Raw genomic sequence first — 17,014 nt, 5'->3', positions numbered from 1 at the left:
CGGTTCAGCTGAGGTACTGGCAGGTGTCGCGGGGGACGAAGCGGCCGTGGCCCGCCTGTCCGGTGAACCGCCGCCGGTCGATGACCGTCTCGCCGCGCGAGAGGACGGTGACGACCTGTCCGGTGACCCGTCGGCCCTCGTACGCCGAGTAGTCGACGTTCATGTGGTGGGTGTCGGCGGACAGGGTCTGCTGGGCCGCCGGGTCGTAGAGGACGATGTCGGCGTCCGAGCCGGGGGCGATGGTGCCCTTCTTCGGGTAGAGGCCGAACATCCGGGCGGGGGTTGCGCAGGCGACCTCGATCCAGCGGCGGCGCGTGAGGTGCCCGTCGACCACGGCCTGGTGGAGCAGGTCCATCCGGTTCTCCACCCCGGGGAGCCCGTTGGGGATCTTGGAGAAGTCGCCGCGGCCGAGCTCCTTCTGGCCGGTGAAGCAGAAGGGGCAGTGGTCGGTGGAGACGACCTGGAGGTCGTCGGTGCGCAGGCCCCGCCAGAGCGCGGCCTGGTGCTCGCGGGGCCGCAGCGGTGTGGAGCACACGTACTTGGCGCCCTCGAAGCCCGGCTCGGCCAGGTTGTCGGAGGACAGGAACAGGTACTGCGGGCAGGTCTCGCCGAAGACGGGCAGCCCCTTGTCGCGGGCGGCGGCCAGCTCGGCGACGGCCTCCTCCGCCGAGACGTGCACGACGTACAGGGGCGCGCCCGCCACACGCGCGAGCTGGATGGCGCGGTGGGTGGCCTCGGCCTCCAGCAGCGCCTTGCGGACCTCGCCGTGGTGGCGGGGGTCGGTGCGGCCCGCGGCGAGGGCCTGTTCGACGAGGACGTCGATGGCGATGCCGTTCTCGGCGTGCATCATGATCAGCCCGCCGTTGGCGGCGGAGCGCTGCATGGCGCGCAGGATCTGCCCGTCGTCGCTGTAGAAGACGCCCGGGTACGCCATGAACAGCTTGAAGCTGGTGACCCCTTCGCCTATGAGGGCGTCCATCTCCTTGAGGGAGTCCTCGGTGACGTCGGAGAGGATCATGTGGAAGGCGTAGTCGACGGCGCACGTGCCGTCCGCCTTCGCGTGCCAGGCGTCCAGGCCCTCGCGCAGGGAGCGGCCCACCGACTGGACGGCGAAGTCCACGATGGTCGTGGTGCCGCCCCAGGCCGCGGCGCGGGTTCCGGTCTCGAAGGTGTCGGAGGCGAAGGTGCCGCCGAACGGCAGCTCCATGTGGGTGTGCGCGTCGACGCCGCCCGGGATGACGTAGTGGCCGGTGGCGTCGATCGTGCGGTCGGCGGTCCAGCCTTCGGCGTACGCGCTGCCCTGCGCGGCGAGCGCGGCGACGCGCCCGTCCTCGATCAGGACGTCGGCGCGGACCTCGTCGGCGGCGGTGATGACGAGTCCGCCGCGGATGACGGTGCGGGTCATGACGGCTCCTTCCCCGCGATCGTGTCCTGTGCCTGGCGCAGTGCGGTGTCGAGGATGGCCGCGCCCTCCTCCGCCTCCCGGACGGTGAGGGAGAGCGGCGGGGCGATGCGCAGGATGTTGCCCGCCAGGCCCCCCTTGCCGATCAGCAGGCCGTTCTCCCGGGCGGTTTCGAGGACGGCGGTGGCGGCGTGCGGCGACGGCGACCCGTCTCGCTCGACCAGTTCGATCCCGATCATCAGGCCGCGGCCGCGCACCTCCCGTACGGCGTCGTTGCCCGCGCAGGCGGCCCGCAGCCGTTCGATGAGCAGTCCGCCGACCCGGCGGGCGTTGCCCTGGAGGTCGTTCTCCAGGAGGTACGCGAGGTTGGCGAGGCCCGCGGCCATGGTGACGGGGCTGCCGCCGAAGGTGGAGATGGAGTTGGCGTCCAGGCAGTTCATGACCTCGGCGCGGGCCACGACGCCGCCGATGGACATGCCGTTGCCGATGCCCTTGGCGAAGGTGAGCATGTCGGGCGGCCCGGCGGCGGCGTGGGCCTGCCAGCCCCAGAAGTACTCGCCGGTCCGGCCCCAGCCGGTCTGCACCTCGTCGGTGATCCACAGGATGCCGTGCCGGGCGAGGACGTCGCGGAAGGCCGCGTACAGCCCGTCGGGCGGGGCGGTGAACCCACCGACGCCCTGGATCGGCTCGGCGATGAGGGCTGCGACGCTGCCGTGGGCCTGGCCGAGGACGTCTTCGAGGTCGGCGACGCACGCGTCGATGAACTCGCTGTCGGACAGCGCCGCGAACGGGCCGCGGCCGCGCACCCCGCCGTGTACGTAGTACGTCTGGAGCGGGGAGAGGCTGGTGGGCGACCAGGAGCGGTTCCCGGTGACGCCGACGGCCGAGAAGGACCGGCCGTGGTAGCTGTTGCGCATCGCCAGGATCTGGTTGGAGCGGCGGTAGGCGGTCGCGAGCAGCAGGGCGGTGTCGTTGGCCTCGGTGCCGGAGGTGGTGAAGAAGACGCGCGCGTCCGGGATGCCGGAGAGCCGGGCGACGCGTTCGGCCAGCTCGACCATGGGCCGGTTGAGGTAGAGGGTCGAGGAGTGGATGATGCGGCCGGCCTGCTCCGCGACGGCCTTGGTGACCTCGGGCAGGGCGTGGGCGGTCATGGTGGTGAGGATGCCGCCGAAGAAGTCGAGATAGCGCTTGCCGTCGGCGTCCCAGACGTGGCGGCCCTCGCCGTGCGTGAGCTCGATGGGCTCGCGGTAGTAGAGGGCGAGCCAGTCGGGGGCGACGGCGCGGTGCCGGGCGTGCAGCGCGGCGTGGGTGTCGCTCGTGGGTCCGGGATTGCCGCTGGTGGCCGTGGGGGTGCCGCTCGTGGATCCGGGATTGCCGCTCGTGGCGGCGGGGGTGTCGCTCATGGCCGCACCAGCCCCTCGTACGCGTCGGGTCGGCGGTCCCGGTAGAACGCCCACTGCTGCCGGACCTCGTCGATCAGCCCGAAGTCGAGGTCGCGGACGACCAGCTCCTCCTCCTTGTCGCTGGCGACGTCGCCGACGAACTGCCCGCGCGGATCGACGAAGTAGGAGGTGCCGTAGAAGTCGTTGTCGCCGTACTCCTCCTGGCCGACCCGGTTGATCGCGGCGATGAAGTACTCGTTCGCGACGGCGGCGGCGGGCTGCTCCAGCTGCCACAGGTAGGCGGACAGGCCGCGGGAGGTGGCGGACGGGTTGTACACGAGCTGGGCGCCGCCGAGGCCGAGCTGCCGCCAGCCCTCGGGGAAGTGCCGGTCGTAGCAGATGTAGACGCCGACCTTGCCGACGGCGGTGTCGAAGACGGGCCAGCCCGCGTTCCCGGGTTTGAAGTAGTACTTCTCCCAGAAGCCCTTCACCTGCGGGATGTGGTGCTTGCGGTACTTCCCGAGGTAGCTGCCGTCGGCGTCGATGACGGCGGCGGTGTTGTAGTAGAAGCCGGACTGCTCGACCTCGAAGACCGGCACGACGACGACCATGCCGGTCTCGTGGGCCAGCTCCCGCATCCGGCGCACGGTCGGGCCGTCGGGCACGGGCTCGGCCCAGCGGTAGTGCTCGGGCTCCTGCACCTGGCAGAAGTACGGGGCGTTGAAGACCTCTTGGAAACCGATCACCTGGGCACCCTGCGCGGCGGCCTCGCGGGCGTGCGCCTCATGCTTCGCGATCATCGACTCGGTATCACCGGTCCAGGTGGCCTGGACCAGGGCTGCACGGACAATCTTGGCCATGAGCGGCTCCTTTGACTGCACGTCAGAAGCATCTACGCACGTAGACACCGGGCGTAGATGGAGAACGTACGACCCGGCCTCCACGGTGACAAGACCGCCCGCGTTAAGCAACGAAGCCGATCACGTTTCCGGCGGCGCGTCTCGCGCCGTGCGCCCCGGCGCGCGCCGCGGGGCGATCGCGGGCCCGCTCAACGGTGCCCCGGGGCAGGCACCAGCCCATCAGCGACGAGACCGGCGAGCACCGCCTCCCCCAGGGCGTGTACCGCCGACTGCGGCCGCACCATCACCGTGAACTCCTTGATCCTGCCCGCCTCGTCGAGGTGGAGCAGGTCGATGCCGTGGATCTGCCTGCCGTTGACGGCGGCGCGGAACAGCAGGGCGGCCGACGGGGCCTCGGCGCCCTCGGCACCGGCCTCGGCCGCGCCGTCGAAGCGCCCGACGTAGCGGAACCCCTCGAAGGTGCGCAGCAGCACGCCGAAGAGGCCCAACACCATCGGCCTGCCCTCGAAGGGCGTGAACTTCACCGGGCTGTAGAAGCGGATGTCCTCCGCGAACAGACCCTCCAGAGCGGCGAGGTCGCGGCTTTCGACGGCGGCACGGAAGCGGTCCGCGGTGTGCATGGCGGCGTGCATGACTCCTCCTCGATACTCAAGAATCTGACTAGTCACTTTCTTGAGTAGTACCATGAGGGGCGCCGGGCGGACAGAGGCGAGCAGACACCGGATGCGAGCAGACCGAGGCGACACGGAAACGAGGAGGCACCCGCGATGGCCCTGCGCCACGCCGTGCTGGCGGCGCTGCTGGACGAGCGGCTCAGCGGATACCAGCTGGCCAAGGCGTTCGACATGGGGGTGGCGAACTTCTGGCACGCCCTGCCCCAGCAGCTCTACGCCGAGCTGGCCAAGCTGGAGAGGGAGGGGCTGGTCACAGGGCGGGAGGTGGTCCAGGACACCCGCCCGAACAAGCGCGTTTTCACGGTCACCGAGGCCGGTGCCGCCGAGTTGGAGCGGTTCGCGTCCACGGCCGCCAAGCCGTCGTTCATCCGCGACGACCTGCTCGTCAAGGTCCAGGCCGTCGACCACGTCGACACCGGCGAGGTGATCGCGCACCTCATGGAGCGGGCCGCCTTCGCCGAAGCCAAGATCGAGCTGTTCGACACGCTGCTCCGGCAGATGCGGGGCGACCGGAGCGAGGAGGAGTTCCTGCGCACCGGCGACCGGATCGGCCCGTACCTCACCTGCCTGCGCGGTCTCGCCTTCGAGCAGGGCAACCGGGACTGGTGCCACCGCGGCGCCGCGGTCCTGCGGGAGAGGCGGGCAGCCCATGCCGGCCGGTGAGTACGTGCGGTACGTGGCCCTGGGCGACAGCCAGACCGAGGGGCTCGGCGACGGGGACGACACGACGGGCCTGCGCGGCTGGGCGGACCGGCTGGCCGAGCGGCTCGCGGCGCTCGACCCCGACGTCCGCTACGCCAACCTGGCCGTGCGCGGACGCGTCGCCGCCCAGGTCCGCGCCGAACAGCTCGGCCCGGCCCTCGCCCTGCGCCCCGATCTGGCCACCGTCGTCGCCGGGGTCAACGATCTGCTCCGGCCGCGGTTCGACGCCGACGAGGTGGCCGCCCATCTGGAGGCGATGTTCGCCGAACTCACCGCCCAGGGCGCCCATGTGGCGACGCTGACCTTCCCCGACGTCGCGCGGATCACCGCGCTCGCCCGCCCGATCGGCTCCCGCGTCACCGCCCTCAACCACCGCATCCGCGCGGCGGCCCACCGGCACGGCGTCACCGTCGCCGAGACCGCCCACCACGCGGTGGTCGCCGATCCGCGCCTGTGGAGCCAGGACCGGCTGCACGCGAGCCCGCTGGGGCACGCACGGATCGCCGCCGCCGTCGCCCACGCCCTCCGGCTGCCCGGCAGCGGCGACGCCTGGACCCACCCCCTGCCGCCCCCGCCGGCCCCCGCACCCACCGGCTGGCGCGCCGCCCCCGCCGAACTGCGCTGGGCCGCGTCCTTCCTCGGCCCATGGCTCGGCAGGCGCCTGCGGGGCCGTTCCTCGGGCGACGGCCGCACGGCGAAACGCCCGGAGTTGCTCCCCGTCACGTGATCACGCGGGAAGCCCTCCCCCGCAAGAAGCCGACCCCGTGAGCGATGGCTCTCGTCACGCCTGGGCGCCACCGGGGCGCAGGTCGTGGCGTACCCACACATTGGGCTCGACATAGACGGCACGGTCGAAGGCGGTGTCGCAGTGCACCGGGACCAGGGCGCCGGGAACCTCGACGGCGCCGTCGCGGTCGAAGGGCAGCCCGGTCCACGCACGCCACTGGGCCAGACCGCCGCTGACCGTCATCGACGCCGGCGCCACCTTCGCGATGACGCCCCCCGCCTTGACGTGGACCCGCAGCCAGGGGTCCTGGGGGAGCCCGTCCTCGCGTCGCCGGCCGATGTACTCGGCCATGGAGACGCGGGGCGCCAGGTGTTTGGCCGTCGGACGGACCGGGGCCAGCAGCACACTGTGCCCGTGGCGGCCCGCGGCTTCACGAAGCGCCCGCAACATGCCGTACGACAGACCACGACCGAGGTACTCGGTGTCCACCGTGATCTCCAAGGCGCTGGCCGCCGTCGGCGGAAGCTCGCGGTGCCGGTCCCGGAACGCCCAGGACAGGACCCGGTCCCAGCCCTGGTCCGGCATCTCCTCACGGCCGTCCGCCTCGGCGTTGAAGGGCACGGCCAGTCCACGTGCCACCACTCGGTCGCCGTCGGTCGCCACCGCGCAGTACTGCGGGAACTCCTCTACGACCCGGCTCAGCAAGCCACTGCCGACCAGGTCGTGCGGGGTGAACACGGGCCACGTCTCGTTGATCTCGTACACGCGGGAGATCAGCGAAGGACGGTCGGCGAGCGAGGTGATCGTCAAGGCGGATATGTCTGTCACGGCAGGCACCCTGTCACAGCCGGCGCGTGCACAGCCACTTGTTTCCCTGGTCAGGGGCATGGCGGGCCCTCACCGGGGAAGTCACCCCAGGCCCGCGACGCGCAGGGCGTGGGCCAGGTCGTGGTGTCTGCTGGAGGAGACCGTCCGGGCGGCGGACAGCAGGAGGGGGATGAGTTGATCGGGTGCGTCGGCGGCCGCTTGGGCGGACTCCTCCGGGGTACGGGCCCGGACCAGCGCCTCCAGGAGGAAGTCCGCCTCCGGGGTCTGCCCGGCCGCGCGCAGCGCCAGGGCCGTTCGGGCCACCTCGGCGACCGGGCGGGCCACGCTCTGCCGCAGCAGTTGGGCGCAGTCGCGGGTGCGGTCCGCGGCGGCCAGGGCGGATGCCGCCGCCGCCAGCGCGGTGGGCGGCAGGCAGGCGGCCTCCCACAGCAGGGTCGCGACATCGGCGGCGAGACCGGCGCGTTCGAGCCGGGCCGCGAGTAACGGCAGGCGCTCGGCGGGCCAGGCGGCGGCCTCGCAGAGCAGTTCGTGCGCCTCGCCGCCCCGGTGTTCCGCCCGCAGCCGCGCGAGCCGGGTCACGGCCTCCTCGGCCGCGTACCGTGCCGCCGCGATCCGCTCCAAGTCGGCGGCCTCGGCCCCCGCCCCCGCTCCCTTCGGCATTGCCGCCCTTCCCGCTGCTCCCGTCCCGTTCGCCGCTGCCGCCGCCGTGGCCGCCTCGGTCGCCTGTGCCTCCTTGCCGCGTTTACGGCGTCCGCCGCGGGGGCCGCCATCGCCCTCCACCCCGGCGAAGCGCGCGCCGCGCGGCGTACCCGCACCTGCGGAGACGGCCTGCGGGACGGGCAGGGGGGCGGGCATCGCGGCTGCCGCCGCGGCGTCGGTCTCCGTGTCCGTGGCCTCGACCCCGGCGAAGCGCGCGCCACGCGGCCGCCGCCGGGCCGGGGCGGACACGGATGAGGATGCGGGCGCGGATAGGGGTGCGGGCGCGGATGGAGATGCGGGTGCGGGTGCGGGTTCGCTCGCGGGCATGGGCGCGGGTTCGCTCGCGGGCATCGGCTCGTGCGCGCTCTCGGGTGTGCGCGCGGCCGCCGGGGCCGGCCGGGTGCCCGCGGGGCTCGGCCCGGCCCCGTACGCGGCTCCCTGGGCACCGCCTGCACGCGGGTCGGCCGCCGCCTCCGACGCCGCGCTCCCGCGCGGATCGGCGGCTCCCGGTGCCCCACCCCAGCGCGGACCGGTTGCGGCTCCCGATGTCCCGCCCCGCGCGGGTCCGCCCCGAGCGCGGTCAAGCGGGCCGCCAGTTCCTCGCAGCGGGCCGTCGCGCGCTCGCGGTCGTCGCGGGCCCAGGCGAGTTCGGCGGTGAGGCCGGAGGCGGGCTCGCCGGGGGGCGTCGTATGCAGCGCCTCCGTCAGGTCCCCCTCGCGCCGCGCCGCGTACCGCTGTTCGCGGAGCATCAGCCGCAGCCGGTTGCGGAGGTCCTGGACCGCGCCGGGGCGGGCGTCGCGGGTGGCGACGGCCGCCCGGTAGAGGGCCGCGGCCCGGTCGGCGGCCTGGCGGGCGGTGTCCGGACCGCACCGGGCGGACAGGTCCTGGAGCAGCGCCCGCACCACGTCCCAGGGCGGCACCTCGCGGCCGTCCAGGCAGGCCCGTATCCCGTCCGGGTCGCGCCGCGCGAACACGCCGTACCAGCCCGCGTCCGGGTCCAGCCGGCCGGTCAGTGCCCGCAGGTACCGCGCGAAATCCGTTTCCGCCGTCGGGAGTTGGCCGTCCACCATCTCCACTCCTCCCCCGTGGCCGGTCGGCCGCGGTGCGCAGGCATTGGACCCCGGGCGTGTTACGGAACGGGGCACCGGCGTGCTACGGGCGCTTTTCCGGACGCGCACACGAGGATGAAACCGGGTGAGTCCCGATATTTACCGCCGTACATGCCTCAGCGGTACGCGCCTCAGCCGCACGCGCCCCTTCAGCGCGCCTCCCCCGTCGGGTGGACCACCATCGCCGAGCCGCCGCCCCGCCGTACCGTCTCCGCCGCCGCCAGCCAGCGGCCGTCCGGCAGGCGCTGCACTCCCGTGGCCGCCCCGATCTCCGGGTTCTGCTTGAACGTGTGCCCCAGCGCCTCCAGTCGGGCGCGGAGCGGGCTGTTCCACAGGGCGGGTTCCAGTTCGGTCGCGGCCGCGTTGCGCTGGCTGGCGCGCGGCGCGGCGATCGCGTCGACCAGCGGCAGCCCGCGGTCCAGGTGGCCGATGAGCGTCTGCAGCACGGTGGTGATGATGGTCGAGCCGCCGGGCGAGCCGAGCGCAAGCACCGGGCGGCCGTTGTCGAGGACGATCGTGGGCGACATCGAGGAGCGCGGCCGCTTGCCGGGTCCGGGCAGGTTGGGGTCGTGCACGGCCGGGTTGGCGGGGGCGAAGGAGAAGTCGGTCAGCTCGTTGTTGAGCAGGAAGCCGCGACCGGGCACGGTGATGCCGCTGCCGCCGGTCTGCTCGATGGAGAGGGTGTAGGCGACGACGTTGCCCCACTTGTCGGCGACCGTCAGGTGCGTGGTGTTCTCGCCCTCGTACGTGGTGGGGGCGGCCGTTTCCCCGCTGCCGCACGGCTTGCTGTCGCGCGGGTCACCGGGCGCGACCGGGCTGGCCAGCACCGCGTCGTCCTTGATCAGGCACGCGCGGGCGTCCGCGAACCGCTGCGAGAGCAGGCCGCGGGTGGGCACGTCCTCGAAGGCCGGGTCGCCGACCCAGCGGCCGCGGTCGGCGAACGCGACCCGGCTCGCCTCGATGTAGCGGTGCAGGTACTGCTGCTCGCTCAGCTTCGCCAGGTCGGTGCGCTCCAGGAGGTTGAGCGCCTCGGCGACCGTCGTACCGCCGGAGGAGGAGGGCGCCATGCCGTAGACGTCGAGTCCGCGGTACGAGGTCCTGGTCGGGGCCTGCCGCTTCGTGTCGTACGCCCGCAGGTCCTTCGCCGTCAGGTCGCCGGGGCGTACGACGCGGTCGGCGCCGGGGCGCACCGGCGGGTGCTGGACGGTGGTGACGATGTCGCGGCCCAGCTCGCCCTTGTAGAGGGCGGCCGCGCCCTTCTTCGCGAGCAGGGCGTAGGTGCGGGCCAGGTCGGGGTTCTTGAAGGTGGAGCCGACCTTGGGCAGCTCGCCGCCGGGCAGAAAGAGTTCGGCGCTGGCCGGGAAGTCGGCGAAGCGGGCCTGGTTGCCGGCGGTCTGCTGACGGAAGGTGGCGTCGACGGTGAAGCCGTGCCGGGCGAGCCGCTCGGCGGGCCGCAGGACGTGCGCCAGCGAACGCGTGCCCCAGGCGTCGAGGGCGCGGTCCCAGGTCGCCGGGGCGCCGGGCGTGCCGACGCTCAGTCCGCTGGTGACGGCCTGGTCGAACGGGATCGGCTTGCCGTCCGCGCCGAGGAAGAGGTTCCGGTCCGCGCTCAGCGGCGCGGTCTCGCGGCCGTCGATGGTGAACACCTTGCGGTGCTTCGCGCTGTAGTAGACGAAGTACCCGCCGCCGCCGACGCCCGCGGAGTACGGCTCGGTGACGCCGAGCGCGGCGGCGGTCGCCACCGCCGCGTCCACCGCGTTCCCGCCGCGTCGCAGCACCTCGATCCCGGCGGCCGACGCGTCGGGGTCGACGCTGGAGACGGCGCCGCCGTAGCCCGTGGCGACCGGGGTCTTGGGCGGGGTGACGGTGGCGTTGGCGTTGGTGGTGGCGGACAGTGCCGAGGTGGAGGGCGCCGAGGCGGACCGTGCCGCGGAGGCGGTGGCCGGTACGGCGCCGAGGCTCGCGACCAGCAGGGTCGTCGCGGCGAGAACGGGCAGCCGCCGCCGTGTGGATACGGGCAGCCGCCGTGCTGGGGCGGCCGTGGGTGCGGTTGCGCGCGCGGCACGTGCCATGCATACCTCCATACGAACGGCGTGACGACCGGAGGGCCGGAGAATACTCGCCGCACCACCGGATCCGACAGGGGCGCACGGGCACGCGCCCGCGCACGACCGGGAGTTACGCCCGTACGGGTCCAGCCCCGCCGCCCGCCGGACCACCCGCCGGACCATCGGTAGAGCACCCGCCGGACCACTGGTGGGAGCACCACCGAACCACCCGCCGGACCACCGGCGAAGCACCCTGCAGACCACCGGCGAAGCACCCGCCGCTCGAACACACACCCGCATCACCGCTACCATGCGCGGCCATGACTGACACCGTGCAGGACCTGATCGCCTCCGCCGCCGCCCTGGTGGTGGGCCTGGCCCTCGGCTGGGCCGTGCGGGCTGCCGCCGCCCGCCGCGGCCGCACCCGCGAGCAGCGGTTCTTCGGTCTGCCGGACGGCTCGGAGTGCGTGCTCGTCACCCACCGGGACACCGCCTCGGCACACTGGAGCATCCCGCGCCACGACGCGCTGGCACTGCTGGGCCTCGCGGCGGCCGTGGAGAACTGCGGGGCGCACGCCGAGATCGCCCCGCACGACACCGGGTTGCAGGGCTTCGGCGCGCGTACGGAGTTCTGCGTCGGCGATCCGACAGCCCACCGGCGCCTTGCCTCCCATATGGCGAACCTGCTGCCGGGGGTCGCGGTGCATCCGGGCGACGAGACGGGCGCGGACCGGGGCACGTTCACGGTCGGCGGCACGGCGTACCGGGCGGAGCCGGGGGCGGTGGAGTACGTGCTGGTGGCCCGACTGACGGGCGGCGAGGGCGGCCGACCGGTCTTCCTGGCGGCGGGGCAGCGACCGGTCACCCACCGCGCGGCGGTCCGCCACCTGGTGCGCAACCGGGCCCGGCTGGCGCGCAAGTACGGGGTGGACGGGTCGTTCTGCCTGCTGCTGAAGATCAGCAACTCCCAGGCGTACGGGCCGGATGTGGTGGAGGTGGTCGCGGACGTGACCAAGACCGCGATGTCCGTCACCCCGCCGTCACGGCGCGCCGGGAAGGGCGACTGATCGGCGCCACCGCGCCTCACGACCGAACCGCGCACCCTTCCCCCGCCGATCCGCGCGCCCCCCACCGATCCGCAGCCGCCGCAACCCGCTCTCCGTATCGTTACCCAGGCGTAACTTGCCGACCTATTACCGGCGGTAAGCCCTGAGGTTACCGTCAGGTCACATCGCACCGCCGTACCGCCATGCCTCCCACGGCATCCATGTCAGGAGCGACAGTGACCCACGCCCGCATACCTCTGCGCGCCACGGCCGCGGCCGCCGTCTCGGCGACCCTGCTGGCCGGTGCCGCGCTCGGCGTCGCCCCATCCGCCGCCCAGGCCGCGCCCAGCGCCCAGGTCGGCGCCCCGGCCGGCGCCCCCCTGGCCCGCTCCGGGGCCACCGTGAAGTTCGTCGACATCCCCGGTGACGGCGGCACCAAGCTGGCCGCCAACGTCTTCACCCCGGGCGGCGCGGACGGCACCCGCCGCTACCCGCTGATCGTGCTGCCCACCAGTTGGGGCATGCCGCAGATCGAATACATCGCGCAGGCCAAGAAGTTGGCCGAGTCCGGATATGTCGTGGTCGGCTACAACGCCCGCGGGTTCTGGCAGTCCGGCGGCGAGATCGAGACGGCCGGGCCGCCGGACATCGCCGACGCCTCCAAGGTCATCGACTGGGCGCTCGCCCACACCGCCGCCGACCCCGACCGCATCGGCATGGGCGGCGTCTCCTACGGCGCCGGGATCAGCCTGCTGGCCTCCGGGTTCGACCCCCGGATCAAGGCCGTCGTGGCGATGAGCGGTTGGGCGGACCTGACCGAGGCCATCTACGGCAACCGCACCCAGCACGTCCAGGCCGGGGCGCTGCTGGGCGCCGCCGGAGCGCTGACCGGCCGCCCGAGTGCCGAACTCAAGGAGATCATGGCGGCGTTCCTCGGCTCGGACCTGTCCAAGGAGCAGCAGATGCTCGCGTGGGGGAAGAAGCGCTCCCCCGCCACGTACCTCGACCGCATCAACGCCAACGGCGCGGCCATCATGCTGGGCAACGCCTGGGGCGACACGATCTTCCCGCCCAACCAGTACGCCGACTTCTACGAGAAGCTGACCGGGCCCAAGCGCCTGGAGTTCCGGCCCGGCGACCACGCCACCGCCGAGGCCACCGGCCTGTTCGGGCTGCCCAACGACGTGTGGACCAACGCCCACCGCTGGTTCGACCGCTACCTCAAAGGCGACCGCAACGGCATCGACCGCGAGCAGCCCGTGCAGTTGACGTCCCGTACCGGCGACGGCCACGAGGGCTACCCGAGCTGGTCGGCCGTGCCCGCCGCCCACCGCCGCATCCCGCTCGACGGCACCCGCCGGATCGCCGCGAACATCGACTCCGGCGCCAACGGCGGCGTCGTCATGCTCTCGAACGCCCTCGACCAGTTCCTCAAGCTGCCTCCGGTGGCCTCGATCCCGCTGCTGCCGCGCGCCTTCGCCGCCGTCTGGCAGAGCGAGCGGTACGCCACCGAGCAGCGCGTCCGCGGCGCGGCGCGGCTGCACACCACCGTCACCAGCGACAAGGCCGACGGCACCGCGGTCGCCTATCTGTACGACGTGGGCCCGCTGGGCATCGCCAAGCTGGTGAGCAACGCGCCGTTCACCTTCCACGACAAGGTGCCGGGGCAGCCGTTCGGGGTGGACCTGGAGCTGTTCGCCACGGCCTACGACGTCCCGGCCGGGCACCGGCTCGCCGTGGTCGTGGACACCGTCGACCCGTTGTACGCCGAGTACAACCCGATGGGCGCGCACCTGACCTTCTCCTCGCCGCAGGACGACCCGTCGTATCTGTCGGTGCCGCTGCGCGACCGCTGAGACGCGCCGGGCCGACGGGTGCCGTGAGCGGTGCGGGAAGCCGACGGGTGCCGTGAGCAGGGCGGTAAGTCGCCACAGAGCAGCCACTTCCCCGTCGCACCCCGTTCACCGACTGTCGTGACCATGACCGAAGCAACCGGAGCGGCGAGGCGCCGACCAGCCTCGTCGCTCCAACGAGAGTGAGGGATAGAAGATGACAGGACGCGGTGTGCGTCACCGGATCGGCGCGGTCTCGGTTGTACTGGCCCTGGGACTCGGGGGAACGGCGACCGCCACGGCCTCGGCGACCGCGGCCCCTGCGGCCGCCCCGGCCCTGAGCACGGCGGCAACCACGCAGGCGTCGGCAGACGTCGACTACGCCACCTGGCAGCGCGACGTCAAGGCCGTCATCGACCAGGCCAAGCCGTACATCGAGCAGCGCACGGCCAACGCGCAGGGGCAGAAGCTCGCCCTCGTCTTCGATATCGACAACACGACGCTGGAGACCGACTTCCACCCCTGGTACCAGCTCCCCACCCCGGCGCTCAAGCCGTCGCTGGAGCTGGCGCGTTACGCCGAGTCCCGGGGCGTCGACATCATCTTCGTCACCGCGCGGCCGGGCATCATCCACAGCCTCACCAAGTGGAACCTCGAGTCGGTGGGCTACCCGGTCACCGCCGTGCACGTACGCGACCTGCCGGACCTCTTCGAGGAGGTCAGCGCCTACAAGACCGCCGAGCGGGCGAAGATCGAGGCGCAGGGCTACACGATCATCGCCAACGTCGGCAACCGCGAGACCGACCTGGTCGGCGGCCACGCCGAGCGCACGTTCAAGCTGCCGGACTACAACGGCCAGCTGTCCTGACCGACGACGCGCGCGCCGGACCGGCTGAAACGTTCAGCCGGTCCGGCGCGTCCGCTTGTGCGCCCGCCACTCCGGCGCGAGCACCGACCAGATCTCCTCGTCGTGCCGCTCCCCCCGGTACAGGTAGCTCTCCCGCAGCACGCCGTCCTTCGTCATCCCCAGCCGCCGGGCCACGGCGATGCTGGGCTCGTTCCCCGTCGAGACCCACCACTCCACGCGGTGGACGCCCCGCTCCTCGACGGCCCAGTCGATGATCAGGCGCACGGCCCGGGTCACCAGCCCCTTGCCCACCGCCGACGGCTCCAGCCAGCACCCCGCCTCGGCGGTGCCCTGCTTCACGTCCATCGTCCGGAAGACGACCGCGCCGACCAGCGTGCCGTCCGCCCAGATGCCGTGGATCCGCCCGGTGTCGGCCGCGGCCTTGTCCGCGTAACCCTGGAGGAACGCCCGGCTCGACGCCAGGTCCGTGACCACGTCGGGCAGCGCGTTGTACCGCCCGATGAACTCCCGCCCCCGGTCGATGTGGGCCAGGAACTCCTCGGCCTGCCACGGCTCCAGCGGGCGCAGCTCCGCGCCGTCGTCGCCCAGGGATATCGCGTACATCGTCGCCCTCCACGGCCGGAACCCCGCTGCTCCTGCGATTACTGCGAAGCGATCTTCGCACGGGTCCGGCCCTGCTCGGCGGCGAAGGCCGCGAGCCAGGCCAGGGGGGCGTTCCAGTTGATGGTCACCTCGTTGGTGGAGTACGAGTGGAGGTCGTCGATGTAGCAGGCGGCCGGTGCGCAGCCCTTGAGCTTGTCCTCGGCGACCGGGTCCTGGAGCGCCGCGTTGGGGCCGCCCGCGAGGGAGCCGGCGGGCGGGTGGGGCAGAGAGGCGTCGGCCTGGTGGGCCCAGAACCGGTGGTGCTGGTTCCGCGCGAACCGCTTGCCGTAGCCGGTGACGTAGGACAGGTCGAGGGTGTTGCGGCCCAGCAGGTAGTCCAGGGACTCCAGTACACCGGTGCGGTAGCGCGGGCGGGCGGTCAGCTCGTACGCCGTGGCCAGGACGATCGCGTTGTTGGTCACCTGGCTGTTGGAGCCCCACACGTACGCGTCCGTGGGGAGGGGCACGGCGTAGCCCTGGCCGGCCATCGTCGCCAGGTGCGTGTCGGCGGCCTCGGCCACGGAGCCGCGCAGCCGCGCGAGGTCGGCGGCGGGCAGCGCGTTGGGAGCCGTGGCCAGGGTGAGGCGGCCGAGCGCGGCGGTGTCGGCCCAGCCGAAGCCGGACGCCGTGAAGGCGTCGGCGGACGTGTGCCAGGGCGAGGACGTGACGGCGTCGCGGTAGGCCGGCATGCCGGTGGTGGCGTACAACTCGCTCGCCGCCCAGTAGAACTCGTCGCTCACCTTGGTGTCCCCGTAGGCGCCGCCACCGGTGCTGTCCGAGTCCGGGGCGATCATGTCCGGGTGGGCTCGGGCCGCCCTCCAAGCCTGCTGCGCGGTCCGGAGGCAGCGGGCCGCGTAGACGGGGTCGTACGCGGCGTAGACCCTGGCGCACTGCGCGGTGACGGCCGCCAGGTTGAGCGTGGCCGCCGTGGAGGGCCGGTGGATCTCCCGCGGCTGGTCGTCCTGGTGCGGATGCGTGGGGATGCCGGTCCAGGCGGCGTCGTGGATCTTGTGGAACGCCATGCCCGCGTGCGGCTCGCCCGCCGGCACCTGCATGCGCGTCAGGAAGTCGATCTCCCACCGCGCTTCGTCCAGGATGTCGGGCACCCGGTTGCCGCGCTCGGGGACGGCCAGGGTCGAGTCGCCGAGCGCGTCGCCGGTGCCCGCGCGCCGCGCGCGCTCGAAGGAGTTCACCAGCAGCCAGGCGGAGATGCCGCCGTTGACCACGTACTTGCCGTGGTCCCCCGCGTCGTACCAGCCGCCCCTGACATCGTGCGTGTCGTCGCAATCGCCCTGCCGGCAGGGGACGCGGGTGTCGCCCTGGTTCGGCGCGGCCCCGAGGTGGCCGGCGGGGCGGGCGTACTCCTGTCCGACCAGCGACGCCTCGATGGGGATGCCGCTGCGCTGGTGATAGAAGAAGGCCAGCGCGTCGGAGCGCAGGCCGTCGTAGAGGTCGGCGCGGATGTCGAAGGGGTGGCTGCTCCGCCCGTCCACCGTGAGCGTGTATCCGGTGCCGGTACCGGTGTACGAGGAGAAGTCCAGCAGATGCGCCGAGTCCCGGGACGCCGCGTCGGTGCCGTACGCCGTGGTGGCGCCCGAGGCGACCACCGAGCCGGCGGAGTCACGCAACTGCCAGGCCAGCGGCCGCTCGGCCGAGCTGACCACCGTCGCCCGCTTCGGCCCGTCCGGCAGATAGCCGAGCTGGTTGACCCGCACCGGGGTGGCCGCCGCCGGGTGGCCTCCACTGTGCGCGGCCGCCGCGGCGGGTGAGCCTGCCGCCGGCGTGGGAGTGGCCGCCAGCCCCGTGCAGAGGAGGACCGAGGACAGAAGCGCCGTCAGCGCTCTCTTCCGGGAGGGCGCTCTCTTCCAGGAGCGCCGGGGTGCCGTGAACGCGGGCATGGGAAACCTTTCGCCGCGAGGAAACGGGGTGCCGGCATACGGAATCTGAGAGCGCTCTCACCACCGAGAGAGTGACATGGGCCCATGAGGCGGTCAATGGTGCGGTGACAGAGGGGACTTGTGTGCGACCGCACGACTGAGCATCGAGCTCACGCCCACCACCGAGCACGGCACCAGCGCGGGCACCGGATTCCTGCCCGGCGGACTCCGTCGTATCCGCTCGCCGACGCGAGCTACTCGGGCGCGGCGGACAGCCGACTGGTCTCGGTGGCGTGGGAGCGGCCGCGGCGGGCGTCA

General features: G+C 73.0%; 14 protein-coding genes. 5 read left to right on the top strand and 9 right to left on the bottom strand.

What is annotated here, in order from left to right; genetic code table 11:
- Positions 1–4: 4 nt before the first annotated feature.
- From hydA to Q3Y56_RS27895, 4 genes are all read right to left on the bottom strand, one after another.
- Positions 5–1,405, bottom strand: coding sequence for a dihydropyrimidinase (gene hydA, locus Q3Y56_RS27910; protein WP_304464557.1), 1,401 nt, complete (start codon positions 1,403–1,405; stop codon positions 5–7).
- Positions 1,402–2,805, bottom strand: a complete 1,404-nt coding sequence (locus Q3Y56_RS27905) for an aspartate aminotransferase family protein (protein ID WP_304464556.1) — start codon at positions 2,803–2,805, stop codon at positions 1,402–1,404. Before Q3Y56_RS27905 ends, hydA begins: the two co-directional genes overlap by 4 nt.
- On the bottom strand, positions 2,802–3,644 hold the full coding sequence (locus Q3Y56_RS27900; protein WP_304464555.1) for a nitrilase-related carbon-nitrogen hydrolase: 843 nt from the start codon (positions 3,642–3,644) through the stop codon (positions 2,802–2,804). The genes Q3Y56_RS27905 and Q3Y56_RS27900 overlap by 4 nt, the downstream gene beginning before the upstream one ends.
- A 188-nt stretch (positions 3,645–3,832) precedes the next feature.
- The gene (locus Q3Y56_RS27895) at positions 3,833–4,264 is read right to left on the bottom strand and encodes a nuclear transport factor 2 family protein (RefSeq protein WP_304465830.1); all 432 of its coding nucleotides are present in this window, start codon (positions 4,262–4,264) and stop codon (positions 3,833–3,835) included.
- Between the two features lie 147 nt (positions 4,265–4,411).
- Here Q3Y56_RS27895 and Q3Y56_RS27890 point away from each other — a divergent pair, with 147 nt between their 5' ends.
- Both Q3Y56_RS27890 and Q3Y56_RS27885 read left to right on the top strand, forming a co-directional pair.
- Positions 4,412–4,981 (top strand): PadR family transcriptional regulator, encoded by a 570-nt coding sequence (locus tag Q3Y56_RS27890; RefSeq protein ID WP_304464554.1) that lies wholly within the window; start codon positions 4,412–4,414, stop codon positions 4,979–4,981.
- Positions 4,968–5,747, top strand: coding sequence for an SGNH/GDSL hydrolase family protein (locus Q3Y56_RS27885; RefSeq protein ID WP_304464553.1), 780 nt, complete (start codon positions 4,968–4,970; stop codon positions 5,745–5,747). Before Q3Y56_RS27890 ends, Q3Y56_RS27885 begins: the two co-directional genes overlap by 14 nt.
- Before the next feature lie 54 nt (positions 5,748–5,801).
- Here Q3Y56_RS27885 and Q3Y56_RS27880 read toward each other — a convergent pair whose 3' ends face one another.
- The 3 genes from Q3Y56_RS27880 to ggt form a co-directional block, all read right to left on the bottom strand.
- Positions 5,802–6,575, bottom strand: coding sequence for an N-acetyltransferase (locus Q3Y56_RS27880; protein ID WP_304464552.1), 774 nt, complete (start codon positions 6,573–6,575; stop codon positions 5,802–5,804).
- An 81-nt stretch (positions 6,576–6,656) separates the two neighbouring features.
- Positions 6,657–7,523, bottom strand: coding sequence for a hypothetical protein (locus Q3Y56_RS27875; protein WP_304464551.1), 867 nt, complete (start codon positions 7,521–7,523; stop codon positions 6,657–6,659).
- A 1,009-nt stretch (positions 7,524–8,532) separates the two neighbouring features.
- Positions 8,533–10,455, bottom strand: a complete 1,923-nt coding sequence (ggt, locus tag Q3Y56_RS27870; RefSeq protein WP_304464550.1) for a gamma-glutamyltransferase — start codon at positions 10,453–10,455, stop codon at positions 8,533–8,535.
- Between the two features lie 296 nt (positions 10,456–10,751).
- On the opposite strand from ggt, the gene Q3Y56_RS27865 reads away from it, so the two are divergent.
- From Q3Y56_RS27865 to Q3Y56_RS27855, 3 genes are all read left to right on the top strand, one after another.
- Entirely contained in the window at positions 10,752–11,498 is a 747-nt protein-coding gene (locus Q3Y56_RS27865) for a hypothetical protein (protein WP_304464549.1), read from the top strand.
- Between the two features lie 215 nt (positions 11,499–11,713).
- Positions 11,714–13,333 carry a CocE/NonD family hydrolase gene (locus Q3Y56_RS27860; RefSeq protein WP_304464548.1) on the top strand — a complete coding sequence of 540 codons (1,620 nt, stop codon included), beginning with the start codon at positions 11,714–11,716 and terminating at the stop codon, positions 13,331–13,333.
- Between the two features lie 193 nt (positions 13,334–13,526).
- The gene (locus tag Q3Y56_RS27855; RefSeq protein ID WP_304464547.1) at positions 13,527–14,177 is read left to right on the top strand and encodes an HAD family acid phosphatase; all 651 of its coding nucleotides are present in this window, start codon (positions 13,527–13,529) and stop codon (positions 14,175–14,177) included.
- 33 nt (positions 14,178–14,210) lie between these two features.
- Here Q3Y56_RS27855 and Q3Y56_RS27850 read toward each other — a convergent pair whose 3' ends face one another.
- A complete protein-coding gene (locus Q3Y56_RS27850; RefSeq protein WP_304464546.1) occupies positions 14,211–14,780 on the bottom strand; it encodes a GNAT family N-acetyltransferase in 570 nt (189 codons plus the stop codon).
- 38 nt (positions 14,781–14,818) lie between these two features.
- Positions 14,819–16,717: a glycoside hydrolase family 9 protein gene (locus Q3Y56_RS27845; protein ID WP_304464545.1), complete on the bottom strand. Its 1,899-nt coding sequence runs from the start codon at positions 16,715–16,717 to the stop codon at positions 14,819–14,821.
- Between the last annotated feature and the right edge of the window lie 297 nt (positions 16,718–17,014).

The sequence above is a fragment of the Streptomyces sp. XD-27 genome, assembly GCF_030553055.1.
GTDB lineage: Bacteria > Actinomycetota > Actinomycetes > Streptomycetales > Streptomycetaceae > Streptomyces.
Note: the sequence above shows the minus strand (reverse complement) of the source record. Positions and strands in the feature narration are given on the sequence as shown.

Bases quoted from the DNA above. Each gene is read 5' to 3' on its own strand.
- hydA (WP_304464557.1), bottom strand. From the start codon at position 1,405: ATGACCCGCACCGTCATCCGCGGCGGACTCGTCATCACCGCCGCCGAC.
- Q3Y56_RS27905 (WP_304464556.1), bottom strand. From the start codon at position 2,805: ATGAGCGACACCCCCGCCGCCACGAGCGGCAATCCCGGATCCACGAGC.
- Q3Y56_RS27900 (WP_304464555.1), bottom strand. From the start codon at position 3,644: ATGGCCAAGATTGTCCGTGCAGCCCTGGTCCAGGCCACCTGGACCGGT.
- Q3Y56_RS27895 (WP_304465830.1), bottom strand. From the start codon at position 4,264: ATGCACACCGCGGACCGCTTCCGTGCCGCCGTCGAAAGCCGCGACCTC.
- Q3Y56_RS27890 (WP_304464554.1), top strand. From the start codon at position 4,412: ATGGCCCTGCGCCACGCCGTGCTGGCGGCGCTGCTGGACGAGCGGCTC.
- Q3Y56_RS27885 (WP_304464553.1), top strand. From the start codon at position 4,968: ATGCCGGCCGGTGAGTACGTGCGGTACGTGGCCCTGGGCGACAGCCAG.
- ggt (WP_304464550.1), bottom strand. From the start codon at position 10,455: ATGGCACGTGCCGCGCGCGCAACCGCACCCACGGCCGCCCCAGCACGG.
- Q3Y56_RS27865 (WP_304464549.1), top strand. From the start codon at position 10,752: ATGACTGACACCGTGCAGGACCTGATCGCCTCCGCCGCCGCCCTGGTG.
- Q3Y56_RS27855 (WP_304464547.1), top strand. From the start codon at position 13,527: ATGACAGGACGCGGTGTGCGTCACCGGATCGGCGCGGTCTCGGTTGTA.
- Q3Y56_RS27850 (WP_304464546.1), bottom strand. From the start codon at position 14,780: ATGTACGCGATATCCCTGGGCGACGACGGCGCGGAGCTGCGCCCGCTG.
- Q3Y56_RS27845 (WP_304464545.1), bottom strand. From the start codon at position 16,717: ATGCCCGCGTTCACGGCACCCCGGCGCTCCTGGAAGAGAGCGCCCTCC.